Source organism: Micromonospora sp. NPDC023869, from assembly GCF_055559695.1.
Window position 1 is genome coordinate 562,621 of sequence record NZ_JBVHKD010000002.1, and the last position, 22,500, is coordinate 585,120.

General features: G+C 68.7%; 34 protein-coding genes and 1 pseudogene. All 35 read right to left on the minus strand.

The window, feature by feature from the left end:
• Positions 1–14: 14 nt before the first annotated feature.
• The 35 genes and pseudogenes from rpsK to ACZ31C_RS08405 all read right to left on the minus strand — a co-directional run bounded on the left by rpsK (position 15) and on the right by ACZ31C_RS08405 (position 22,448).
• Positions 15–422: a 30S ribosomal protein S11 gene (rpsK, locus tag ACZ31C_RS08235; RefSeq protein ID WP_007073011.1), complete on the minus strand. Its 408-nt coding sequence runs from the start codon at positions 420–422 to the stop codon at positions 15–17.
• Between the two features lie 132 nt (positions 423–554).
• A complete protein-coding gene (gene rpsM, locus ACZ31C_RS08240; RefSeq protein WP_117226239.1) occupies positions 555–935 on the minus strand; it encodes a 30S ribosomal protein S13 in 381 nt (126 codons plus the stop codon).
• A gap of 214 nt (positions 936–1,149) precedes the next feature.
• On the minus strand, positions 1,150–1,263 hold the full coding sequence (rpmJ, locus tag ACZ31C_RS08245) for a 50S ribosomal protein L36 (RefSeq protein ID WP_012184307.1): 114 nt from the start codon (positions 1,261–1,263) through the stop codon (positions 1,150–1,152).
• Positions 1,264–1,354: 91 nt separating this feature from the next.
• Entirely contained in the window at positions 1,355–1,576 is a 222-nt protein-coding gene (gene infA, locus ACZ31C_RS08250) for a translation initiation factor IF-1 (RefSeq protein ID WP_007073013.1), read from the minus strand.
• 414 nt (positions 1,577–1,990) lie between these two features.
• Positions 1,991–2,536: pseudogene (locus ACZ31C_RS08255) on the minus strand (DUF1707 SHOCT-like domain-containing protein); the annotation flags it as partial.
• Positions 2,537–2,787: 251 nt separating this feature from the next.
• Entirely contained in the window at positions 2,788–3,639 is an 852-nt protein-coding gene (gene map, locus ACZ31C_RS08260; RefSeq protein ID WP_465794691.1) for a type I methionyl aminopeptidase, read from the minus strand.
• An 89-nt stretch (positions 3,640–3,728) separates the two neighbouring features.
• Positions 3,729–4,382 carry an adenylate kinase gene (locus tag ACZ31C_RS08265; RefSeq protein WP_117226242.1) on the minus strand — a complete coding sequence of 218 codons (654 nt, stop codon included), beginning with the start codon at positions 4,380–4,382 and terminating at the stop codon, positions 3,729–3,731.
• The gene (secY, locus tag ACZ31C_RS08270) at positions 4,383–5,708 is read right to left on the minus strand and encodes a preprotein translocase subunit SecY (protein ID WP_350692868.1); all 1,326 of its coding nucleotides are present in this window, start codon (positions 5,706–5,708) and stop codon (positions 4,383–4,385) included.
• A 232-nt stretch (positions 5,709–5,940) separates the two neighbouring features.
• Entirely contained in the window at positions 5,941–6,384 is a 444-nt protein-coding gene (gene rplO / locus ACZ31C_RS08275) for a 50S ribosomal protein L15 (RefSeq protein ID WP_350692869.1), read from the minus strand.
• Positions 6,384–6,566, minus strand: a complete 183-nt coding sequence (gene rpmD, locus ACZ31C_RS08280) for a 50S ribosomal protein L30 (RefSeq protein ID WP_117226245.1) — start codon at positions 6,564–6,566, stop codon at positions 6,384–6,386. The genes rplO and rpmD overlap by 1 nt, the downstream gene beginning before the upstream one ends.
• Positions 6,566–7,180 (minus strand): 30S ribosomal protein S5, encoded by a 615-nt coding sequence (gene rpsE, locus ACZ31C_RS08285; RefSeq protein WP_093403623.1) that lies wholly within the window; start codon positions 7,178–7,180, stop codon positions 6,566–6,568. Before rpsE ends, rpmD begins: the two co-directional genes overlap by 1 nt.
• Positions 7,181–7,214: 34 nt before the next feature.
• On the minus strand, positions 7,215–7,604 hold the full coding sequence (gene rplR / locus ACZ31C_RS08290) for a 50S ribosomal protein L18 (RefSeq protein ID WP_350692870.1): 390 nt from the start codon (positions 7,602–7,604) through the stop codon (positions 7,215–7,217).
• Positions 7,601–8,143, minus strand: a complete 543-nt coding sequence (rplF, locus tag ACZ31C_RS08295) for a 50S ribosomal protein L6 (protein ID WP_350692871.1) — start codon at positions 8,141–8,143, stop codon at positions 7,601–7,603. Before rplF ends, rplR begins: the two co-directional genes overlap by 4 nt.
• A 16-nt stretch (positions 8,144–8,159) precedes the next feature.
• The gene (rpsH, locus tag ACZ31C_RS08300; RefSeq protein ID WP_093403619.1) at positions 8,160–8,567 is read right to left on the minus strand and encodes a 30S ribosomal protein S8; all 408 of its coding nucleotides are present in this window, start codon (positions 8,565–8,567) and stop codon (positions 8,160–8,162) included.
• A gap of 96 nt (positions 8,568–8,663) precedes the next feature.
• Positions 8,664–8,849 carry a type Z 30S ribosomal protein S14 gene (locus ACZ31C_RS08305; protein ID WP_007073023.1) on the minus strand — a complete coding sequence of 62 codons (186 nt, stop codon included), beginning with the start codon at positions 8,847–8,849 and terminating at the stop codon, positions 8,664–8,666.
• Between the two features lies 1 nt (position 8,850).
• Positions 8,851–9,420, minus strand: a complete 570-nt coding sequence (gene rplE, locus ACZ31C_RS08310; protein ID WP_350692874.1) for a 50S ribosomal protein L5 — start codon at positions 9,418–9,420, stop codon at positions 8,851–8,853.
• A complete protein-coding gene (gene rplX, locus ACZ31C_RS08315) occupies positions 9,420–9,740 on the minus strand; it encodes a 50S ribosomal protein L24 (RefSeq protein WP_018217055.1) in 321 nt (106 codons plus the stop codon). Before rplX ends, rplE begins: the two co-directional genes overlap by 1 nt.
• Positions 9,737–10,105 (minus strand): 50S ribosomal protein L14, encoded by a 369-nt coding sequence (gene rplN, locus ACZ31C_RS08320; RefSeq protein WP_023358185.1) that lies wholly within the window; start codon positions 10,103–10,105, stop codon positions 9,737–9,739. The genes rplX and rplN overlap by 4 nt, the downstream gene beginning before the upstream one ends.
• 96 nt (positions 10,106–10,201) lie before the next feature.
• Positions 10,202–10,480 carry a 30S ribosomal protein S17 gene (gene rpsQ / locus ACZ31C_RS08325; protein WP_396741695.1) on the minus strand — a complete coding sequence of 93 codons (279 nt, stop codon included), beginning with the start codon at positions 10,478–10,480 and terminating at the stop codon, positions 10,202–10,204.
• Positions 10,477–10,713, minus strand: a complete 237-nt coding sequence (gene rpmC, locus ACZ31C_RS08330; RefSeq protein WP_007073028.1) for a 50S ribosomal protein L29 — start codon at positions 10,711–10,713, stop codon at positions 10,477–10,479. The genes rpsQ and rpmC overlap by 4 nt, the downstream gene beginning before the upstream one ends.
• Positions 10,713–11,138: a 50S ribosomal protein L16 gene (gene rplP / locus ACZ31C_RS08335; protein WP_007465292.1), complete on the minus strand. Its 426-nt coding sequence runs from the start codon at positions 11,136–11,138 to the stop codon at positions 10,713–10,715. The genes rpmC and rplP overlap by 1 nt, the downstream gene beginning before the upstream one ends.
• Positions 11,139–11,141: 3 nt before the next feature.
• Entirely contained in the window at positions 11,142–11,996 is an 855-nt protein-coding gene (gene rpsC / locus ACZ31C_RS08340; RefSeq protein ID WP_131052671.1) for a 30S ribosomal protein S3, read from the minus strand.
• Complete coding sequence (gene rplV, locus ACZ31C_RS08345) at positions 11,996–12,451, minus strand: 50S ribosomal protein L22 (RefSeq protein WP_350692880.1); 456 nt, start codon at positions 12,449–12,451, stop codon at positions 11,996–11,998. Before rplV ends, rpsC begins: the two co-directional genes overlap by 1 nt.
• A gap of 40 nt (positions 12,452–12,491) precedes the next feature.
• Positions 12,492–12,773 carry a 30S ribosomal protein S19 gene (gene rpsS / locus ACZ31C_RS08350; RefSeq protein ID WP_067359615.1) on the minus strand — a complete coding sequence of 94 codons (282 nt, stop codon included), beginning with the start codon at positions 12,771–12,773 and terminating at the stop codon, positions 12,492–12,494.
• Positions 12,774–12,785: 12 nt separating this feature from the next.
• Complete coding sequence (rplB, locus tag ACZ31C_RS08355) at positions 12,786–13,625, minus strand: 50S ribosomal protein L2 (RefSeq protein ID WP_117226254.1); 840 nt, start codon at positions 13,623–13,625, stop codon at positions 12,786–12,788.
• A gap of 12 nt (positions 13,626–13,637) precedes the next feature.
• Entirely contained in the window at positions 13,638–13,940 is a 303-nt protein-coding gene (gene rplW, locus ACZ31C_RS08360) for a 50S ribosomal protein L23 (protein ID WP_093403611.1), read from the minus strand.
• Positions 13,937–14,587: a 50S ribosomal protein L4 gene (gene rplD, locus ACZ31C_RS08365; protein ID WP_396741697.1), complete on the minus strand. Its 651-nt coding sequence runs from the start codon at positions 14,585–14,587 to the stop codon at positions 13,937–13,939. The genes rplW and rplD overlap by 4 nt, the downstream gene beginning before the upstream one ends.
• Complete coding sequence (gene rplC / locus ACZ31C_RS08370) at positions 14,584–15,249, minus strand: 50S ribosomal protein L3 (protein WP_350692884.1); 666 nt, start codon at positions 15,247–15,249, stop codon at positions 14,584–14,586. The genes rplD and rplC overlap by 4 nt, the downstream gene beginning before the upstream one ends.
• A gap of 11 nt (positions 15,250–15,260) precedes the next feature.
• Positions 15,261–15,569 carry a 30S ribosomal protein S10 gene (gene rpsJ / locus ACZ31C_RS08375; protein WP_007073037.1) on the minus strand — a complete coding sequence of 103 codons (309 nt, stop codon included), beginning with the start codon at positions 15,567–15,569 and terminating at the stop codon, positions 15,261–15,263.
• Between the two features lie 349 nt (positions 15,570–15,918).
• Positions 15,919–17,112, minus strand: coding sequence for an elongation factor Tu (gene tuf, locus ACZ31C_RS08380; protein ID WP_117226257.1), 1,194 nt, complete (start codon positions 17,110–17,112; stop codon positions 15,919–15,921).
• Positions 17,113–17,324: 212 nt separating this feature from the next.
• Entirely contained in the window at positions 17,325–19,421 is a 2,097-nt protein-coding gene (gene fusA, locus ACZ31C_RS08385; RefSeq protein WP_465794692.1) for an elongation factor G, read from the minus strand.
• A gap of 75 nt (positions 19,422–19,496) precedes the next feature.
• Entirely contained in the window at positions 19,497–19,967 is a 471-nt protein-coding gene (gene rpsG, locus ACZ31C_RS08390) for a 30S ribosomal protein S7 (protein ID WP_350692887.1), read from the minus strand.
• 1 nt (position 19,968) lies between these two features.
• The gene (gene rpsL, locus ACZ31C_RS08395) at positions 19,969–20,343 is read right to left on the minus strand and encodes a 30S ribosomal protein S12 (RefSeq protein WP_014440718.1); all 375 of its coding nucleotides are present in this window, start codon (positions 20,341–20,343) and stop codon (positions 19,969–19,971) included.
• 511 nt (positions 20,344–20,854) lie between these two features.
• Positions 20,855–21,229, minus strand: coding sequence for a hypothetical protein (locus tag ACZ31C_RS08400; protein WP_350693180.1), 375 nt, complete (start codon positions 21,227–21,229; stop codon positions 20,855–20,857).
• Between the two features lie 853 nt (positions 21,230–22,082).
• Complete coding sequence (locus ACZ31C_RS08405) at positions 22,083–22,448, minus strand: hypothetical protein (protein ID WP_465794693.1); 366 nt, start codon at positions 22,446–22,448, stop codon at positions 22,083–22,085.
• Between the last annotated feature and the right edge of the window lie 52 nt (positions 22,449–22,500).

The following is a 22,500-nucleotide window of genomic DNA, read 5'->3' on the forward strand; positions in this document are numbered from 1 at the left end:
CTCTCTCTAACCTCTCAGACCCGACGACGCTTCGGCGGACGGCACCCGTTGTGCGGCTGGGGGGTGACGTCGGAGATCTGCCCGACCTCCAGACCCACCGCCTGCAGCGAACGGATGGCGGTCTCCCGGCCGGAACCGGGACCCTTGACGAACACGTCGACCTTGCGCATGCCGTGCTCCATGGCCCGACGCGCGGCGGCCTCGGCGGCCAGCTGCGCGGCGAACGGAGTCGACTTGCGCGAGCCCTTGAAGCCGACCTGGCCGGCGGAGGCCCACGAGATGACGGCACCGGTCGGGTCCGTGATGGACACGATGGTGTTGTTGAAGGTGCTCTTGATGTGCGCCTGCCCGTGGGCGACGTTCTTGCGTTCCTTGCGCCGGACCTTCTTGACTGCGGCTCCGGCACGAGCCTTCGGTGGCATAAGTCTGTGCGCTCCTGTTTTTGGTTCTCGATCGGTTCTGGCTCTTCGCCCCGTTGATCGGATAGACACCGGTTCCGGTGGGAGCCCGGCCTACCTCGACGGAGAACGACCAGAATTCCGGTTGAAGAACTACTACTTCTTGCCGGGCTTCTTCTTGCCGGCGACCGTCCGCTTCGGGCCCTTGCGGGTACGCGCGTTCGTGCGGGTCCGCTGGCCACGGACGGGCAGTCCCCGGCGGTGCCGGATACCCGCGTAGCAGCCGATCTCGACCTTGCGGCGGATGTCAGCGGCGACCTCGCGGCGCAGGTCGCCTTCTACCTTGTAGTTGGCCTCGATGTGGTCACGGAGCTGGACCAGCTCCTCGTCCGTGAGGTCCCGGGCGCGCTTGTCCGGCGAGATGCCGGTGGCGGCGAGCGTCTCCAGAGCGCGGGTACGACCCACGCCGAAGATGTAGGTGAGCGCAATCTCCAGCCGCTTCTCGCGGGGGAGATCCACGCCGACTAGACGTGCCATCTGCGGGCGTACTCCTTGTGGTTTTCTGCCGGAGGTGTGGTCCCGTCCCACCCCGCTACGCGGCCGTCCCGTCTTTCCGGCGCGGTACACGCCGGCGACCGGGATGGTCGCTGCCCGAGCGGGCCCCGGCCTCCGACCGGGGGTCAACCACGAGTGAGTACGCGCTGCGCACCGCTCGCGGCTGGGACGAGCATGTGTGATGTGTGGGCTGGGTTCAGCCCTGGCGCTGCTTGTGGCGCGGGTCGGTGCAGATCACCATGACCCGGCCGTGCCGGCGGATAACCCGGCACTTGTTGCAGATCCTCTTGACGCTCGGCTTGACCTTCACGGTTGCCTTACTTCCCATCTGGCCCGGCGCCACGAGGCGCGACACCGGACGTCGAAGACGGACACGGGACGATTCCCGGCCGCCGTCAGGCTTACTTGTAGCGGTAGACGATGCGCCCGCGAGTCAGGTCGTACGGCGAGAGCTCGACGACGACCCGGTCCTCCGGCAGGATGCGGATGTAGTGCTGCCGCATCTTGCCGCTGATGTGAGCCAGCACCTTGTGGCCGTTGGCGAGCTCCACCCGGAACATGGCGTTCGGCAGGGGCTCGATGACCCGACCTTCGATCTCGATGGCTCCGTCTTTTTTCGGCATGTCCTCCGCTGTCCTGACGTCGGTTACTCCGGACGGCCCACAACGTCTTACACGGGTGACTGATCAAGATCAGAATTCCCGCGCCAGCCGCGGCTCCGCGTCCCACCGAAGCGCTGGTGGGCATGGCGGAGTGGACGCTGTGCGCCGATCAGAAAGTGTACGCCCGCCTGCACGTCGTCGCCAAACCGACCGGCCAGAGTACGCCGATGGGATGGACAAACCCGGCGTTCAGCCCGCCGCGTCGCGCTCCACAGGGCGTACCCCACCGGTGGACTCAGGCTCGGCTGGCGTGCCGCTGCGGGCCTCCGTGCCCTGCTCCTCGGCCTGCGGGTCCGCCCCCGGCCGCTCGCGCTCCGCGCCCGGACCGGTGACTCCGGTCGGCCGGTCTCGCTCCTCGCCCGGCCCGGTGAACCCGGCCGCCGTGGCGGTGATCTCGTCAGGCTGCTCGGCGGCGAGCGCGGCACGCTCCCGCTTGCGGGCCTTCTTCTCTTTCCGACGCTGCCGACGGCGTTCCTGCTGCGCCGCCCACCGCTGCGGCTCGCCGGTGCTCAGCCCGGTGACGGTACGCACCACCTGCACCGCGCCCCACGGCCCGGCCACCCAGATGGGCCAGAAGTACACCAGGTCGCGGGCGGCGAACGAGGTGACCGCCCAGATGGCGACGACGATGCCGACGGTCTTGAGCCACGGCTCCCACACGTCGACCAGCCAGCGGACGGTCACTCCACGCCCGGCGTCGGGAAGCACCGGCGCGTCGGGCTCCTGCCGTGCCGGCACCGCCCCGGGCAGGTCACCCGTCAGGGCGTCGAGTTCCGCGTACGTCCGTGCCGCGTAGGCCCGCTGCAACCGCTCGTCGTACTCGTGCAGGTCCAGCCGGCCCTCGTCGAGCGCCTCCCGGAGCCGTTCGGCGACGGCCTGCCGGTCGGAGTTCGCTGCCCGCATCCCGTCCTGCCCGTCCATGTCGGCAAGCATGCCATCGCGCTGCCAGTCCGGCTAACCTGCGCCCGCCCACCCGTCGTCGGGCGAGGGCGACGACAGGCACCCGGCGGCGATCACGGAGAGTGAGCACGGCGATCGAGGCGTGTCGAACGTCACACGACCGGCAACCGGGGCAGACCCCACCTCGGCCGACCGAGGGCCAGCTCGTCAGGGACGCCGCGCGGATGCCCGGCCACGGTCGACTCCGCGCCGACGGCCGGGACAGGGGCGGTTCAGCCGGCCGGCGAGTCAGCGGGCTGGCGGGCGGTGACCAGCTCACCGAGGCGGGCTCGGCCGCCGTCCTGGGCGGTCAGCACCCAGACCCCGTCCGGCAGCAGCGCCATGGTGTGCTCGACGTGTGCCGCGCGCGACCCGTCCCGGGTGACCACGGTCCAGCCGTCGGCCAGTTCGGCGGTACGCGGCGAGCCCATCGTGATCATGGGCTCGATGGCCAGCGCCATGCCCGTCACCAGACGCGGCCCCTTGCCCGGCCGCCCGTGGTTGAGCACGTGCGGATCCTGGTGCATCTCAGTGCCGATGCCGTGGCCGCCGTAGCCGTCGACGATGCCGTACCGGCCGCCCTTGCGGACCGCGTTCTCCACCGCGTGGGAGATGTCGGTCAGCCGGCCCTTGCCACTGGCCGCACCCCGGGCGGCGGCGGCGATACCGGCCCACATCGCGTCCTCGGCGACCGTCGCCATCCGCAGCAGGGCCGGGTCGACCTCGCCCACCCCGACGGTGATGGCCGCGTCGCCGTGCCAGCCGTCCAGCACCGCGCCGCAGTCGATCGAGATCAGGTCGCCCTCGGCGAGGACCTGGTCCGGCGAGGGGATCGCATGCACGATCTGCTCGTTGACCGACGAGCAGATCGATGCCGGGAAGCCGTGGTATCCCTTGAACGAGGGGGTCCCGCCGGCCTCACGAATCGTCGACTCGGCGATCGCGTCCAGATCGGCGGTGCTCACCCCGGGCGCCACCGCCTCGCGCATCCGGCGTAACGCCTCGGCGACCACCAGCCCGGCGGCACGCATCTTCTCGATCTGCTCGGGGGTCTTCAGCTGGATGTCCAGCTGGGGACGACGCATCGGGGCGCTACCTTTCGTTGCCGAACCAGCGGGGCACGCCGGACGTACCCCGCTGTTCGCACTCTATCCGGCCGGCGACTACGCCGATCTCAGCCGCCGTAGGACCGCAGGGCGTCGATCGCGCGGACGGTGACGTCCTCCACCGGACCGGTGGCGTCGATCCCGACCAGCTTGCCCTGAGCGCCGTAGTAGTCCACCAGCGGCGCGGTCTTCTCCGCGTACTCACGCAGGCGGGCGGCGATGGTCTCCGGCTTGTCGTCGTCGCGCTGGAACAGCTCGGCACCGCAGCGGTCGCAGATGCCGTCCCGACTGGTCGGGTCGAACTCGACGTGCCAGATCTTGCCGCAGCCCCGGCAGGTGCGCCGGCCGGAGAGCCGCCGGATCACCTCGTCGTCGTCGACCACCAGCTCCAGGACGACGTCCAGCGCGGTGCCGAGGTCGGCCAGGAGCTTGTCCAGCGCGGCGGCCTGCGGAGTGGTCCGCGGGAACCCGTCGAGCAGGAAGCCCTCGGACGCGTCCGGCTCGGCGAGCCGGTCCCGCACCATGTTGATGGTGACCTCGTCCGGTACCAACTTGCCGGCGTCCATGTAGCGCTTGGCCTCTACCCCGAGCGGGGTGCCCTGCGACACGTTGGCACGGAAGATGTCACCGGTCGAGATCTTCGGCACGGAGACGTGCGCGGCGATGAACTCCGCCTGCGTTCCCTTGCCCGCCCCCGGCGGGCCAACCAGAACCAGTCTCATCTACCGCAGGAACCCTTCGTAGTTCCGCTGCATCAGTTGGCTCTCGATCTGCTTGCTGGTCTCGAGAGCCACACCGACCATGATCAGCACAGCGGTACCGCCGAACGGGAAGTTGAGGTACTGCTGCCGGTCCAGCCAGATGAAGAAGAAGTTCGGCAGGATCGAGATGATCGCGAGGTACAGCGCCCCGGGCAGCGTGATCCGGCTCAGGATGAAGTCCAGGTAGTCGGCGGTCGGCTTACCGGGGCGGATGCCCGGCACGAAGCCGCCGTACTTCTTCATGTTGTCCGCGACCTCGGTCGGGTTGAACGTGATCGAGACGTAGAAGTACGTGAAGAAGATGATCAGCAGGAAGTAGACCGCGATGTAGATCGGGCTGGTCGGGTCCACCAGGTTGTTCTGGATCCACGCCTGCGTCTGACCCGGGTCGTTCTGGTCGAAGAACTGCAGCGCCAGCTGGGGCAGGTAGAGCAGCGACGAACCGAAGATGACCGGGATGACACCCGCCTGGTTGACCTTCAGCGGGATGTAGGTCGACGTGCCGCCGTACATCCGCCGGCCGATCATGCGCTTGGCGTACTGCACCGGGATCCGGCGCTGGGCCTGCTCGATGAAGGTGACCGCGGTGATGACCACCAGGACCAGGGCGATGACGAGGAAGAACTTGGCCCAGCCCTGGCTCTCCTTGATCCGCCAACCCTCGCTGGGGAGGCGGGCGGCGATCGAGGTGAAGATCAGCACGGACATGCCGTTGCCGACGCCGCGGTCGGTGATCAGCTCGCCCAGCCACATGACCACGCCGGTACCGGCGGTCATCGTCATCACCAGGATGGACAGGGTCAGCCAGTCCGGGATGCCGGTGCCCTCGGGGATGATCGGGAACTGGTCGCACTGGTTGTTGAAGAGCTGCCCGGAGCGGGCCAGCGCCACGAACGCGGATGCCTGCAGAACACCCAGGCCCAGGGTCAGGTACCGGGTGTACTGGGTGATCTTCGCCTGGCCGGCCTGGCCCTCCTTGCGGAGCTGCTCCAGCCGGGGGATCACCACTGTCAGCAGCTGCAGGATGATCGACGCGGTGATGTAGGGCATGATGCCCAGCGCGAAGACCGAGAGCTGGAGCAGCGCGCCACCGGAGAAGAGGTCGAGCAGGTTCAGTACCCCGGTCGAGCCGTCGATGGTGTCAAGGCACTGCTGGACGTTGCCGTACGACACGCCTGGGCTGGGCAGCGTCGCGCCGAGCCGGTAGATCGCGATGATGCCTACTGTGAACAGCAGCTTCTTGCGCAGGTCAGGCGTACGGAACGCACTGAGAAAGGCGGACAGCAACTTCTTCCTCCTGCGCGAGGCGGGCCGCCGGTCGTCCCTGGCGGTTTGGGGTGGGTGCCGGGCAGGTGCCCGATATCCATGGCTGGGAAGGGACTCTAACAGCCCGATCCCCGTCCGGGCAGATGTGCCCGGCTACATAAACCGAATCCGATGTTACCGGGCGCACAGGCCCCGTGGAGACCATGGCGCCCGCCAGCTGGGATCAACTGGCGGGCGCCATCGTTCGTACTGCTTACAGCTCGGTGACCGAACCACCGGCGGCAGCGATCTTCTCCTTGGCCGACGCGCTGAACGCGTGCGCCGAGACCTGGAGCGACACGTTGCCGAGGTCCCCGGTGCCGAGGACCTTGACCGGCTGACCCTTGCGGACCGCACCGGCCTCGACCAGCTCGGCCGGGCCGACCTGACCACCGTTGGGGAACAGCTCGGCCAGGCGGTCCAGGTTGACCACCTGGAAGACCACCTTGAACTTGTTCTTGAAGCCCTTCAGCTTCGGCAGGCGCATGTGGATGGGCATCTGCCCACCCTCGAACGCCGCCGGGATGTTCTTCCGGGCCTTCGAACCCTTGGTACCGCGACCGGCGGTCTTGCCCTTGGAACCCTCACCGCGACCCACACGGGTCTTCGCGGTCTTGGCTCCCGGTGCCGGGCGCAGGTGATGGACCTTGATCGTCATTACTCGACCTCCTCGACCTTCACGAGGTGGCTCACCTTGAAGATCATGCCGCGAATCTCGGGCCGGTCCTCCTTGACCACCACGTCGTTGATCCGCTTGAGACCGAGCGACCGCAGCGACTCACGCTGGTTGTGCTTGGTCCCGATGTCGGACCGGAGCTGGGTGACCTTGAGACGCGCCATCAGGAGGCCACCTCCGCCCGCGAGGCGAGCATGGCGGCCGGAGCGACGTCCTCCACCGGCAGGCCCCGACGCGCCGCGACAGCCTCCGGGGACTCCAGCCCCTTCAGGGCCGCCACGGTGGCGTGCACGATGTTGATCGGGTTCGACGATCCGAGGCTCTTGGAGAGCACGTCGTGGATGCCCGCGCACTCCAACACGGCACGGACCGGACCACCGGCGATGACACCCGTACCGGCCGAGGCCGGCTTGAGCAGCACCACACCGGCAGCGTCCTCGCCCGTGACCGGGTGCGGGATCGACGAGCCGATCCGCGGCACCTTGAAGAAGTGCTTCTTGGCCTCCTCGACACCCTTGGCGATCGCCGCGGGCACCTCCTTGGCCTTTCCGTAGCCCACGCCCACGGTGCCGTCGCCGTCGCCGACGATCACGAGGGCGGTGAAGCTGAAGCGACGACCACCCTTCACGACCTTGGCGACGCGGTTGATCGCGACGACCCGCTCGAGGTGCGGGGTCTTCTCGGCGGGCGCGTTTCCGCGGCCGCCCTCACGGCGGTTGTCGCGGCGACCACCCTCGTTGCCACCGGACCCGCCGCCACGGCGCTGTTGACCTGGCATCAGCAGCCTTCCTTCTCTCTCGTGACGGGGATTGTCAGAACTCGAGCCCGGCTTCGCGGGCGGCGTCGGCAAGCGCGGCGACCCGCCCCGCGTACCGGTTGCCACCGCGGTCGAAGACGACCTTGGAGACGCCGGCGGCCTTGGCCCGCTCGGCGAGCAGGGAGCCGACCTTGCCGGCCAGGGCGCTCTTGTCGCCCTCGGTACCGCGCACCGAGGCGTCCAGCGTCGAGGCCGACGCCAAGGTGTGCCCCTTGGTGTCGTCCACGATCTGGGCCACGATGTGCCGCAGCGAACGGGTGACCACCAGGCGCGGACGCTCGGCGGTGCCACTGACGTTCTTGCGGACCCGGAAGTGCCGACGCGCACGCCCGACGGCACGCTTGGCGGCGACACCGCGGCGGCGCTTGAGCAGCGTGGCGCTCACTTCTTACCTGCCTTTCCAGCCTTGCGACGGATGACCTCGCCCTGGTACTTCACGCCCTTGCCCTTGTAGGGCTCCGGCGGGCGGATCTTCCGGATGTTGGCGGCGACCTCACCGACGAGCTGCTTGTCGATACCGGCCACGTGGAACAGCGTCGGCTTCTCCACCGTGAAGGTGATGCCGTCCGGCGCCTGCACCTGCACCGGGTGCGAGAACCCGAGTGCGAACTCCAGGTCCTTGCCCTTGGCGGTGACCCGGTAACCGGTACCGGCGATCTCCAGGCTCTTGCGGTAGCCCTCGGTGACCCCGACGATCATGTTGGCGACCAGGGTACGGCTCAGGCCGTGCAGTTCCTTGGCCTTGCGCTCGTCGTTCGGGCGGTTGACGCTCAGCTGCCCGTCCTCGGCCCGCTCGATCGTGATCGGCGCGGCCAGGGTGTGCGACAGCTCGCCCTTGGGGCCCTTGACCTTGACGGTCTGGCCGTCGATCGTCACGTCGACGCCGGAGGGCACCGGGATCGACTTACGTCCAATTCGCGACATTTCTACCTGTCTCCCGTTACCAGACGAAGGCGAGGACTTCCCCGCCAACGCTCCGCTTGCGGGCCTGCCGGTCGGTGAGCAGCCCCTGGGACGTCGAAATGATCGCCACGCCCAGCCCACCGAGCACCCGCGGGAGCCCGTCCGACTTGGCGTACACCCGCAGACCGGGCTTGGAGACGCGCTTGATACCGGCCAGGCTCCGCTCCCGGTTCTGGCCGTACTTCAGCTCGACGACCAGTCGCTTGCCGACGGCACCCTCTTCGGGCTCCTCGACCGCCCAGGTGGCGATGTAACCCTCGGACTTGAGGACCTCGGCGATGTTGGCCTTGATCTTCGAGTAGGGCATCGTCACCCGGTCGTGGTACGCCTGGTTGGCGTTACGCAGACGCGTGAGCATGTCTGCGATGGGGTCGGTCATCGTCATGAAAACTCGTCAACCTTTCTCGCCGGGGTTCCCGCGACTCGCGCAGGCCTACGGCGAAGAGACAGTCCAGCTGATACGCCGAAGCGCGCCGGGCTATTACCAGGAAGCCTTGGACACGCCGGGCAGCTCACCGCGGTGGGCCATCTCCCGGATGCACACCCGGCAGAGCCCGAACTTACGGTAGACCGCCTTGGGACGCCCGCACCGCTGGCAGCGGGTGTAGGCGCGAACCGAGAACTTCGGCTTCGCGGCCGCCTTGAGGATCAGCGCCTTCTTGGCCATCTCAGTTCTCCTTGAACGGGAAGCCCAGGAGCTTCAGCAGCGCCCGGCCCTCGTCGTCGGTCGTGGCGGTGGTCACCACCGTGATGTCCATGCCCCGCTGGCGATCGATCTTGTCCTGGTCGATCTCGTGGAACACCGACTGCTCGGTCAGACCGAACGTGTAGTTGCCGTGCCCGTCGAGCTTGCGCCCGTCCAGGCCGCGGAAGTCACGGATACGCGGCAGCGCGATGGAGAGCAGCCGGTCCAGGAACTCCCACATCCGGTCGCCGCGCAGGGTCACCTTCGCGCCGATCGGCATGCCCTCGCGGAGCTTGAACTGCGCGATGGACTTGGTCGCCCGCCGGACCTGCGGCTTCTGGCCGGTGATGGTGGCCAGGTCGCGGACCGCGCCGTCGATGAGCTTGGCGTCCCGAGCGGCCTCGCCGACGCCCATGTTCACGACGATCTTGACGAGCCGCGGCACCTGCATCGGGTTGCCGTACTCGTGCTGCTCGCGCAGCTGGGCCACGATCTCGTTGCGGTACCGCTCCTTGAGGCGCGGCATGGTCTTGGTTTCGGTAGCCGTGGTCATCACAGGTCCTTACCGGTGCTACGCGCGATGCGGACCTTCTGGCCGTTGTCGTCGATCCGGTAGCCGACGCGGGTCGGCTTGCCGTCGGAGTCCACGACCATCACGTTCGAGACGTGGATCGGGGCCTCCTGGGTGACGATGCCACCGGTCTTGGCGCCACGCTGAGTGGTGCTGATGCGGGTGTGCTTCTTGACCCGGTTCACGCCCTCGACCAGGACCTTGTCCTGCCGCGGGTAGGCCGCGATGACCTTGCCCTTGGCGCCCTTGTCCTTGCCGGCGATGACGACGACCGTGTCGCCCTTCTTGACCTTCACGGTCACAACACCTCCGGCGCGAGAGAAATGATCTTCATGAACCGCTTGTCCCGCAGCTCACGACCGACCGGGCCGAAGATACGGGTACCGCGCGGGTCCCCACCGTCCTTGATGATGACGGCGGCGTTCTCGTCGAAGCGGATGTACGACCCGTCCGGCCGCCGCCGCTCCTTGGCGGTACGGACGATGACGGCCTTGACCACGTCGCCCTTCTTGACACCGGCACCCGGGATCGCGTCCTTGACGGTCGCCACGATGACGTCGCCGATGCTCGCGTAGCGCCGACCGGAGCCACCGAGAACCCGGATGCACAGGATCTCCCGGGCACCCGTGTTGTCGGCGACGCGCAGTCGCGACTCCTGCTGAATCACGTCTATCTCCTATGTCTGCCGGTTCTCCGGCCGCCGGGGCGGCCGGAGCCTGGCGGAACCTGCGCCCGACCGATCTCGGCCGAGCTCGAGCCTTCGCTACTTGGCCTTCTCGAGGATCTCCACGATTCGCCACCGCTTGGTGGCGGACAGCGGCCGGGTCTCCATGATCAGGACGCGGTCGCCGACACCGGCGGAGTTCTGCTCGTCGTGGACCTTCAGCTTGCTGGTACGGCGCATGATCTTGCCGTACAGCGCGTGCTTGACCCGGTCCTCGACCTCGACCACGACGGTCTTGTCCATCTTGTCGCTGACCACGAGGCCCTCACGGACCTTACGGCGGCCACGCTGCGCGGTGGCGGTCGTGTTCTCGCTCATGAAGCAGTCACCTCAGTCGGCGCGGCCGAGAGCCCCAGCTCGCGCTCACGCATGATCGTGTAGATCCGGGCGATCTCCCGACGGATGACCTGCAGCCGCCGGTTGTTGTCCAGCTGACCGGTTGCGGCCTGCACGCGGAGGTTGAACAGCTCCGCCTTGGCCTCGCGCAGCTTCGTGACCAGCTCCTCCTCGGAGAGCTCACGCAGCTCGGAGGCCTTAACGCCCGCTGCCATCAGGATTCACCCACTTCGCGCGTCACAATGCGGCACTTCATCGGGAGCTTGTGGATCGCGCGACGCATCGCCTCTCGCGCGATCTGCTCGTTGGGGAAGGACATCTCGAAGAGGACCCGCCCCGGCTTGACGTTGGCGACCCACCACTCCGGCGAGCCCTTACCGGAACCCATCCGGGTTTCGGCTGGCTTCTTGGTGAGGGCCTGGTCCGGGAAGATGGTGATCCAGACCTTGCCGCCACGCTTGATGTGGCGGGTCATCGCGATACGCGCCGACTCGATCTGCCGGTTGGTCACGTACGCCGGCTCGAGAGCCTGGATTCCGAACTCGCCGAACACCACCCGGTTGCCGCCCTTGGACGCGCCGCTGCGGTCCGGGTGGTGCGGCTTGCGGAAGCCCTTCGGGGGCTTGCGCGGCATCAGCATCTGTCAGCCCTCCTGCTGCGTTTCTGCCGCGGCGGCGACGGCGGACGCGTCCACCGGCTCGCCGCTCGGCGTCTCGGCCTGCTGCGCGACGGTCGTCGCGGCAGCGCGGCCGGCCTCGGTGCCACCGGAGGTCGTGCCGGACGAACCGGACCGACCACGACGCGGCCGCTCGGGGCGGTCACCGCGCTCCCGGCGCGGGCGCGACGGAGCCTCGGTCGGGGTCTCCCGACCCGGCACCGCGTCGCCCTTGTAGATCCAGACCTTCACGCCGATGCGGCCGAAGGTGGTACGGGCCTCGAAGAAGCCGTACTCGATGTTGGCCCGCAGCGTGTGCAGCGGAACCCGACCCTCGCGGTAGAACTCCGTGCGGCTCATCTCGGCGCCGCCGAGGCGACCCGAGACCTGCACCCGGATGCCCTTGCACATCGGGTTCTTCATCGCCGACTGCATCGCCTTGCGCATCGCGCGGCGGAAGCTGACCCGGCTGGAGAGCTGCTCGGCGACGCCCTGGGCGACCAGCTGCGCGTCCGACTCGGGGTTCTTCACCTCGATGATGTTGAGCTGCACCTGCTTGCCGGTGAGCTTCTCCAGCTCGCCGCGGATCCGGTCGGCCTCCGCACCCTTACGGCCGATGACGATGCCCGGCCGGGCGGTGTGGATGTCGACGCGGACCCGGTCGCGGGTGCGCTCGATGTCGACCTTGGAAATGCCGGCGCGCTCCAGGCCCTTGGACATCATCCGGCGGATCTTGACGTCCTCGCCGATGTAGTCCTTGTAGAGCTTGTCCGCGAACCAGCGGGACTTCCAGTCGGTCGAGATGCCGAGCCGGAACCCGTGCGGGTGAACCTTCTGACCCATTACTCGGCGCCCTCCGTGTTGCTCTGCGTCTCGGCCGGCTCGGTCTGCTTGGCCGGGGCCGACTTCTTCGCCGACTTCTTCGGCGCGGCCGGCGCGACCGCCTCGACCGCCACCGTGATGTGGCAGGTGCGCTTGCGGATCCGGTACGCCCGGCCCTGAGCCCGAGGCTGGAACCGCTTCATGGTCGGGCCCTCGTCCACGAACGCCTCGCTGACGAGCAACGCGTCGGGGTCCAGCCGCTCGTTGTTCTCCGCGTTGGCGATCGCGCTCGCGAGCACCTTGTACACCTGCTCGCTCGCCGCCTGCGGCGCGAACTGCAGCACCGTGAGCGCCTCCTTCGCGGGCAGGCCGCGGACGAGGTTGACCACCCGGCGCGCCTTCATCGGCGAGATGCGCACGTGTCGCGCAATCGCCCGCGCGCCCGGAAGCACCGGAGCGTCGCCCTTTCCTGGCATCGCTGTAACCCCTTGATCCTCTATCCGTATGCCCGCGGCGTCAGCGCCGGCGGCTCTTCCGGTCGTCCTTCTCGTGACCCTTGAACGTACGGGTCAACGCGAACTCGCCGAGCTTGTGCCCGACCATCGCCTCGGTCACGAACACGGGGACGTGCTTGCGTCCGTCGTGCACCGCGATCGTGTGCCCGAGCATGTCCGGGATGATCGTGGAGCGGCGCGACCAGGTCTTGATGACGTTCTTCGAGCCCTTCTCGTTCTGCGTCTCCACCTTCTTGAGCAGGTGGTCGTCGATGAACGGGCCCTTCTTCAGGCTGCGAGGCATGTCTTATCTCCCTCAGCCGCGCTTACGCGTGGCGTAGCGGCGGCGGACGATCAGCCGGTCACTCGGCTGGCCCTTACGACGGGTGCGGCCCTCGGGCTTACCCTGCGGGTTGACCGGGTGGCGACCACCGGAGGTCTTGCCCTCGCCACCACCGTGCGGGTGGTCGACCGGGTTCATGGCCACACCACGGACGGTCGGGCGCTTGCCCTTCCACCGCATCCGGCCGGCCTTGCCCCAGTTGATGTTTGACTGGTCGGCGTTGCCGATCTCGCCGACGCTGGCGCGGCAGCGCACGTCGACACGACGGATCTCACCCGACGGCATACGCAGGGTCGCGTACGCGCCCTCCCGGCCGAGCAGCTGGATGCCGACGCCGGCCGAGCGGGCCAGCTTGGCGCCGCCACCCGGACGCAGCTCCACGTTGTGGATCGTGGTACCGACCGGGATGTTGCGCAGCGGCAGGTTGTTGCCGGGCTTGATGTCCGCGCCCGGACCCGACTCCACCGCGTCGCCCTGCTTGAGGTCCTTCGGCGCGAGGATGTACCGCTTCTCGCCGTCGGCGTAGTGCAGCAGCGCGATGCGCGCGGTGCGGTTCGGGTCGTACTCGATGTGCGCGACCTTGGCCGGCACGCCGTCCTTGTCGACCCGCTTGAAGTCGATCAGCCGGTACTGGCGCTTGTGGCCGCCACCCTGGTGCCGGGCGGTGATCCGCCCGTGGGCGTTCCGGCCGCCCTTCTTCGGCAGCGGGGCCAGCAGCGACTTCTCCGGCGTCGACCGGGTGATCTCGGCGAAGTCGGCGACGCTCGAGCCACGCCGGCCCGGCGTCGTCGGCTTGTACTTACGGATAGCCATTGTCTACACCCCTCAGCTGACCGGGCCGCCGAAGGCCTCGATGCGGTCTCCCTCAGCCAGCTTCACCATCGCCCGCTTGGTGTCCTTGCGCTTGCCGAACCCAGTACGGGTCCGCTTGCGCTTGCCCTCGCGGTTGAGCGTGTTGACCGTCAGGACGCGGACGTTGAAGATCTGCTCGATGGCGATCTTGATCGCGGTCTTGTTCGCGTCCGGGTGCACCAGGAAGGTGTACCAGTTCCGGTTCAGCTCGCTGTAGCTCTTCTCCGAGACGACCGGCGCCACGATGATGTCGCGCGGGTCGGCGATCGTGCTCACTTGCCACCCTCCTCGGTGGTCTCGGCGGGAACGCCCAGGAACTCGTCCAGGGCCTCCTTGGTGAAGACCACGTCGTCGGCCACCAGCACGTCGTACGTGTTGAGCTGGCCGGCCTCGATCAGGTGCACCCGCGGCTCGTTGCGCAGCGACACCCAGTTCAGCTCGTCGCTGCTGCTCAGCACGACCAGCACCCGACGGGCCTCGCTCAGCTTCGCGAGCGTGGCCAGCGCGGCCTTGGTCGACGGCTTCTCACCCGAGACGAACGCCTCGACGACGTGCACCTGCCCGGCGCGCGCCCGGTCGGAGAGGGCGCCACGCAACGCGGCGGCCTTCATCTTCTTGGGGGTGCGCTGGCTGTAGTCGCGCGGCACCGGGCCGTGCACCACGCCACCGCCGGCGAACTGCGGCGCGCGGATCGAACCCTGCCGGGCCCGACCGGTGCCCTTCTGCTTGTACGGCTTCTTGCCGCCGCCGGCGACCTCGCCGCGGGTCTTGGTCTTGTGGGTGCCCTGCCGGGCCGCCGCCAGCTGCGCCACCACGACCTGGTGCATCAGCGGGACGTTGGCCTGCACATCGAAGATGTCGGCGGGCAGCTCGACCGAGCCGCTCTTGGTGCCTTCGGAGGTCAGGACGTCAACGGTGGTCACTTGGCCACACCGCCCTTCTTCGCCTTGGTCTTGGCCGCGGTGCGGACCAGGACCAGCGCGCCCTTCGGGCCGGGGATGGCGCCGCGGACGAGCAGGAGGTTGTTCTCGGTGTCGACCGCCTGGACGGTCAGATTCTGCACGGTGTAGCGCACGCCACCCATGCGGCCCGCCATCCGGGTGCCCTTGAAGACGCGACCCGGGGTGGCGCAGGCCCCGATGGAGCCCGGGGAGCGGTGCTTGCGCTCGACACCGTGGCTGGCGCGCAGGCCGTGGAAGCCGTGCCGCTTCATCGGGCCGGCGTAGCCCTTGCCCTTGGTCTTGCCGGTGACGTCGATCGAGACGCCGACCGGGAACTCCTCGACCGTGACCTCCTGGCCGAGCGAGTAGTCGCCGGCGTCGGCGGTGCGCAGCTCGACGATGTGCCGGCGCGGCGCCACGTCGGCCTTGGCGTAGTGCCCACGCAGCGGCTTCTTGGCCTTGCGCGGGTCGATCGTCCCGTACGCCAGCTGGACCGCGGAGTAACCGTCCTTGTCGGCGTCACGAACCTGGGTGATGACGCAGGGGCCGGCCTGAACCACGGTCACCGGGACAACCTTGTTGTTGTCCCAGACCTGGGTCATGCCGAGCTTCGCGCCCAGGATCCCCTTAACTTGCCTGTCCATGTGTCCGGTCCCTACAGCTTGATCTCGATGTCGACGCCAGCCGGCAGGTCGAGGCGCATGAGCGAGTCGACCGTCTTCGGGGTCGGGTCGATGATGTCGATCAGCCGCTTGTGCGTACGCATCTCGAAGTGCTCGCGCGAGTCCTTGTACTTGTGCGGCGAGCGGATGACGCAGAAACGGTTGATCTCCGTGGGCAGCGGCACCGGGCCAGCGACCTGCGCCCCGGTACGCGTCACCGTCTCGACGATCTTCCGAGCCGAGGAGTCGACGACCTCGTGGTCATAGGCCTTGAGCCGGATGCGGATCTTCTGTCCCGCCATGGTGGCTTCTGTTCCTTCTCTCGATGCCGCTGTGTTGCGGGTGCCTGTACCGGCTGGTACAGGCCCTCTTCGCCCACCCCCGCGGTCGGGCGTGTCGCGCCCTGTGGCCAGGCTCCGCCCCGAGATTCCGGAGCGATCCTGACCGCGGTGGGTCCAGGCGCCGATCGCGCTACCGCGACCTGAACGCCGCGCGAGGGTGGTTGGCGGCCGGGCCGCCAACCACCCCACGCCCGACTGTTCTGCCTACCCGGAGGTTCGGCGTGAGCCGAACACAGGCAGCGAACTGTCGTTACGCAACCTGACTAGTATGCCGCACGACCGGCGGCGGGTCTAATCGGGGTTACCCAGCTCACTTGATGATCTTGGTGACGCGACCCGCGCCGACCGTACGGCCACCCTCCCGGATCGCGAACTTGAGGTTGTCCTCCATCGCGATGGGCTGGATCAGCTTCACGGTCATCGTGGTGTTGTCGCCAGGCATGACCATCTCGGTGCCCTCGGGGAGGGTGACGACACCGGTGACGTCCGTGGTCCGGAAGTAGAACTGCGGACGGTAGTTCTGGAAGAACGGGGTGTGCCGGCCACCCTCCTCCTTGGAGAGGATGTAGACGGTCGCCTCGAACTCCGTGTGCGGGGTGCTGCTGCCCGGCTTGACGACCACCATGCCGCGCTCGACGTCCTCGCGCTTGGTGCCCCGCAGCAGCAGACCGACGTTCTCGCCTGCGCGGGCGTCATCCAGGGTCTTCCGGAACATCTCGATCGCGGTGACCTTGGTCTTGAAGCCCTTCTCGCGGATGCCGACGACCTCGACGTCCTCGTTCGGGAGCAGCACGCCACGCTCGACACGACCGGTGACCACGGTACCCCGACCGGTGATGGTGAAGACGTCCTCGACGGGCATGAGGAACGGCTTCTCGGTCTCGCGCTCCGGCTGCGGGATCGCGGTGTCGACCGCGCTCATCAGCTCGAGCAGCTTCTCGGTCCAGACCGGGTCGCCCTCGAGGGCCTTCAGCGCGGAGACCTGGACGACCGGCAGGTCGTCACCCGGGTACTCCTGAGCCGAGAGCAGCTCGCGGACCTCGAGCTCGACGAGCTCCAGGAGCTCCTCGTCGTCGACCATGTCGCTCTTGTTCAGCGCCACGACGATGTACGGCACGCCGACCTGGCGGGCCAGCAGCACGTGCTCGCGGGTCTGCGGCATCGGGCCGTCGGTCGCCGCGACCACCAGGATCGCGCCGTCCATCTGGGCGGCACCGGTGATCATGTTCTTGATGTAGTCGGCGTGACCGGGGCAGTCGACGTGCGCGTAGTGCCGCGCCTCGGTCTGGTACTCGACGTGCGCGATCGAGATCGTGATGCCGCGGGCCTTCTCCTCCGGCGCCTTGTCGATCTCGTCGAACGGCGTGTACGGGTTCAGGTCCGGGTACTGGTCGTGCAGGACCTTGGTGATGGCCGCCGTCAGCGTCGTCTTACCGTGGTCGATGTGACCAATGGTGCCGATGTTGACGTGCGGCTTAGTCCGCTCGAACTTCGCCTTCGCCACTGGTGTCCTCCTGTGGACTTCTTGGTTCGTTCGCCCCGGTGCGCCAGGTCGGCGCTTAGGACTCTGTCGACAGCCTTTCCGACCTGACGGCCGGAGAGCTTTGTGGGTTCTGCGGCGATGAAGCCTACAGGCCCGGAATTCACACAATCCGACCGAGGTGGTCGCAGTCGGGGAATCCTCCCGCGACCACCTCGGATCAACTCAGGTGAGTGTCACTCACCCGTCGCCTTGGCGATGATCTCCTTGGCCACCGAGGCCGGGACCTCGGCGTAGGAGTCGAACTGCATGCTGTAGCTAGCCCGGCCCTGGGTCTTCGACCGCAGGTCGCCGACGTAGCCGAACATCTCCGACAACGGCACCAGAGCACGGACGACGCGGGCGCCACTGCGCTCCTCCATCGCCTGAATGATGCCGCGGCGGGAGTTGAGGTCGCCGATGACGTCACCCATGTTCTCCTCAGGAGTGGTGACCTCAACAGCCATCATCGGCTCGAGCAGTGCGGGGTCGGCCTTGCGGGCCGCGTCCTTCATCACCATCGAGCCGGCGATCTTGAATGCCATTTCCGACGAGTCCACCTCGTGGTACTGGCCGTCCAGCAGGGTGAGCTTGATGCCCACCAGCGGGAAGCCGGCGAGGATGCCGTACTGCATGGCGTCCTGCGCACCCGCGTCCACCGACGGGATGAACTCCCGGGGGATGCGGCCACCGGTCACGCCGTTGGCGAACTCGTAGGTCGGCGCGTCGTTGCCCAGCGGCAGCGGCTCCAGGCTGACGATCACCCGGGCGTACTGGCCGGAACCACCGGTCTGCTTCTTGTGGGTGTACTCGACCTTGTCCACCTTGCGGCGGATGGTCTCGCGGTACGCCACCTGCGGCTTACCGATGTTCGCCTCGACGTTGAACTCGCGGCGCATCCGGTCGACCAGGATGTCCAGGTGCAGCTCGCCCATGCCCGAGATGACCGTCTGACCGGTCTGGTCGTCCAGCTTGACGCGGAAGGTCGGGTCCTCCTCGGCCAGCCGCTGGATGGCGGTGCTGAGCTTCTCCTGGTCGGCCTTGGTCTTCGGCTCGATGGCGACCTCGATGACCGGCTCCGGGAAGGTCATCGACTCCAGGATGACCGGGTTCGCCGGGTCGCACAGGGTGTCGCCGGTGGTGGTCTGCTTGAGACCCTGCACCGCGATGATGTCGCCAGCCTGGGCCGAGCCGCGCTCTTCCCGCTTGTTGGCGTGCATCTGATAGATCTTGCCGATCCGCTCCTTGCGGTCCTTGGTGGAGTTGACCACCTGGGAGCCGGACTCGAGCGTGCCGGAGTAGATCCGCACGTAGGTGAGCTTGCCGAGGTGCTTGTCCGTCTGGATCTTGAAGGCCAGACCGGAGAACGGCTCGGACACCGCCGGCTTACGCAGCAGCGGGGTCTCACCGTCGGTGGCGGTGCCCTCGATCGCCGGGATGTCCAGCGGCGACGGCAGGTACGCGACGACCGCGTCCAGCATCGGCTGGATGCCCTTGTTCTTGAACGCGGTGCCGGTGAGGACCGGGTTGGCCTTGCCGCCGATGGTGGCCCGACGGATGGCGGCCTTGATCTCCTCGACGGAGATCTCCTCGCCCTCCAGGTACTTCTCCATCACCGAGTCGTCGACGTCGGCGAGGGTCTCCATCAGCTTCTCGCGCCACTCGGCGGCGGAGTCGGCGAGGTCGGCCGGGATCTCCTCGACCGCGTAGTCCTCACCCTTCTGGGTCTCGCCACGCCAGGTGAGGGCACGCATCTCGACCAGGTCGACCACGCCGATGAAGTCGCTCTCGGCGCCGATCGGGATCTGGAGCACCAGCGGGGTGGCGTTCAGCCGGTCGATCATCATCTGGACGCAGCGGAAGAAGTCCGCGCCGGTACGGTCCAGCTTGTTGACGAAACACATCCGGGGGACGTTGTACTTGTCCGCCTGACGCCAGACGTTCTCCGTCTGCGGCTCCACGCCGGCCACGCCGTCGTAGACCGCGACCGCACCGTCCAGGACACGCAGCGACCGCTCCACCTCGACCGTGAAGTCGACGTGGCCGGGCGTGTCGATGATCTGGATCGTGTGGCCCTTCCACTCGCACTTCGTGGCGGCGGAAGTGATGGTGATACCGCGCTCCTGCTCCTGCTCCATCCAGTCCATGACGGCAGCGCCCTCGTGGACCTCACCGATCTTGTACGTGATACCGGTGTAGAACAGGATTCGCTCGGTGGTAGTGGTCTTACCGGCATCGATGTGCGCCATGATGCCGATGTTGCGTACGTTGGCGAGCGCGTCTGCGGCGGCCACTTCAATCCCTACTTATCGTCGTCTCGACACAACTGGTGGCGGTCCCGGCGCCGGGTGGGCACCGGGACCAAGCTGTTACCAGCGGTAGTGCGCGAAGGCCTTGTTGGACTCCGCCATCTTGTGCGTGTCCTCGCGCCGCTTGACGGCGGCACCGAGGCCGTTGCTCGCGTCCAGCAGCTCGTTCATCAGCCGCTCGACCATGGTCTTCTCGCGCCGGGCGCGGGAGTACGTGACCAGCCAGCGCAGGCCCAGCGTGGTCGCCCGGGCCGGACGGACCTCGACCGGCACCTGGTAGGTCGCGCCACCGACACGGCGGCTGCGGACTTCCAGAGTCGGCTTGACGTTGTCCATCGCGCGCTTGAGCGTGACGACCGGGTCGGTGCCGGACTTCTCCCGGCAGCCCTCCAGGGCCGCGTACACCACGCGCTCGGCGAGCTGGCGCTTGCCGCGCAGGAGGATCTTGTTCACCAGCTGGGTGACCAACGGCGAGTTGTACACCGGGTCAGCGACCAGCGGCTTCCGCGGAGCGGGTCCCTTACGCGGCATGTCAGCTCTTCTCCTTCTTCGCGCCGTAGCGGCTGCGCGCCTGCTTGCGGTTACGGACACCCTGGGTGTCCAGCGAACCGCGGACAATCTTGTAACGCACGCCGGGGAGGTCCTTCACCCGGCCGCCACGGACGAGCACGATCGAGTGCTCCTGCAGGTTGTGACCCACGCCCGGGATGTAGGCGGTCACCTCGATCTGGCTGCTGAGCTTCACACGAGCGACCTTGCGCAGCGCGGAGTTCGGCTTCTTGGGAGTGGTGGTGTACACGCGGGTGCACACGCCGCGCCGCTGAGGGGAACCCTTCAGCGCCGGGGTCTTGGTCTTACTCGTCTTGGCCTGGCGGCCCTTGCGGACCAGCTGCTGGATCGTGGGCACCGGGTTTCTCCGCTCCCTTCGGCCGCTCACGCGACCGCGCTCGCTCGGTCGGCCTGATGACCGACCCTCCTACATTCCGACCAGGTCCACCTCGCGGCGGTCCCGGCACCCGCGGTCGGGCGTGTCGCCCGAGCACGGTCCCGGTTCCGACGCTCACGCGATGGCTCCGGGTTTGTCACCGGCACGCGGATCTCCGCCGCCGGGTCTTCTGGCTCAGTCGTGCCGCTGTTCGGATGCCGGTATCACCGGATCCCGCGCACGCACGAGTTGCCCGGGCAAGCCCGGGCGCAAGGGGAAAGAGTACCTACCACAGCCGTGCAGGTCAAAACGGATGACCCGCCGGACTTCTCACTGCTCGCCGGCTGGGCTCGTCACGCCTCACGCCTGTGATGGGCACCTACGACGACAAGTGTACCGGCTCCGCCGGAAACCGGACCGGTAGCCCCTGGGCGGGACCGATCGGTATCCGGCGCCCGCTCGCTCGTTCCGATCCGACGACGTGGGCCGGATCTCAGGCCAGCGTCAGCAGCAGTGCCAGCCCCAGGCCCGACAGGCAGAGCAGGAGACCGGCGCCACCGCAGCTGATCCCGGCGATCGCCACGCCACGGCCGGTGAACCGGACCGCCGGCGGAGCCGCCGGGCGGCGGATCTGCCGGAGGCCGAGCAGGCCGGCCACCACGGCACCGGCACCGGTCAGGCTGCCCAGTACGGCGAAGGCACCGGCCGCCCAGGCTCCCCCACCCGTGCCGCCTCCGACCGCGCCGATGCAGATGGTGAGGAACGAGATCAGGATCGAGGTGATGCCGGCCACCAGCGAGCCGACCGCCAGCCCCGACGTGACCGGGGGGACGTCCAGGTGCACCGTCGCGAACGGGGTACCGGGCACAGGCTCGACTCGCTTGGGCGGCCGGGGGCGATCCTGCGGCGGCGGCACGGACGCCTGCGCACCCCAGCCCGTTCCAAGGCCGCCGGGAACGGGCGGCGCGCCGTATCCCGGGCCGGACGGCGGCCCGGACGGCGGCGGGCCGTGGGGCGGCCCGAAGCCGGGAGGCGTTGCGGGCGGACCCGCCGGCGGCCCGAACGGAACGGGCCCGAAGGGCGCCCCGGACGAGGGACCACCCGGGGCCGAGCCGACGTCGACACCGAAGCCGGGCGAACCGGCCGACGAACCTCCCGGCGGCCAACCGGAGGCGGCGCCGCCGGCAGGGGGGCCGGACGGACTCCCCGGAGCCGAACCGGGAGCAGCGCCGTACGTGGCAGCACCGGACGGTGGGCTTCCCGGCGGCGAACCGTACAGAGCACCGATGGCAGGCGGGCCGGACGGCGGCCTCTCCGGCGATGGACCGGGGCCGGCACCGCCAGGTGGCGAGCCCGGCGGCACACCGAAGCCGGGCGGCGGACTCGACGGCGGGGCGTATGCCGACGCGTACCCGGACGGCGGGGGCGGCGCGGGAGGCTCCGGCGCGGGAGGCTCCGGCGCGGGAGGCTCCGGCGCGGGAGGCTCCGGCGCGGGAGGCTCCGGCGCGGGCCCGGGCCGTAGCTGCTCCCCCGGTTGTGCCCCGGCCGCGTCGTCCGGGCGCCCGGAAGTGGGCTGGGCGGACTCGCCGCCCTCGGGGCGCGCCGGTTCCGTCACGGGATCTCCTCCTCATCGGCCGCGTCCACCGCGGCGCGACGGACACCGTCAGGCTACCGTCGCGGGTCAGCCCACCGTGCCCGGCGCGATGCCCGCGACGACCCGGTCAGTCGACGGTGGGGGCGAAGTCTTGCCCGTAGGGTGCCTCGGCGAGTCGGACCACGCCGATCACCAGCAGCGCGACCACACTCACCGCGACCAGCGCCAGCCCCGTCCAGGCCAACCGTTCACCGCGACGCAGCCAGGCCGCGCCGGTCAGGAAACCATCCGAGGCGTACGCCTCCCGGCGCGCCTGCCGCGCCAGGTGCAGCGCGACCGTCGCGGGGATCACCCCGCCCAGCAGCAGGCCGGTCATCGCCCCCATCAGCCCGAGCGCGAACACCGCGCGTGCCTTGGTCGCCCGGACCGGATCGGGGTCGAGCGGATGACGTGGCGCCGACGCGGTCGGCGTCGGTCCGGGTGCGATCGTCATGAGCACATGATGCCTGTCCGGTTCGCGCCGTGCGGCGGAGCGGCGGGTACGG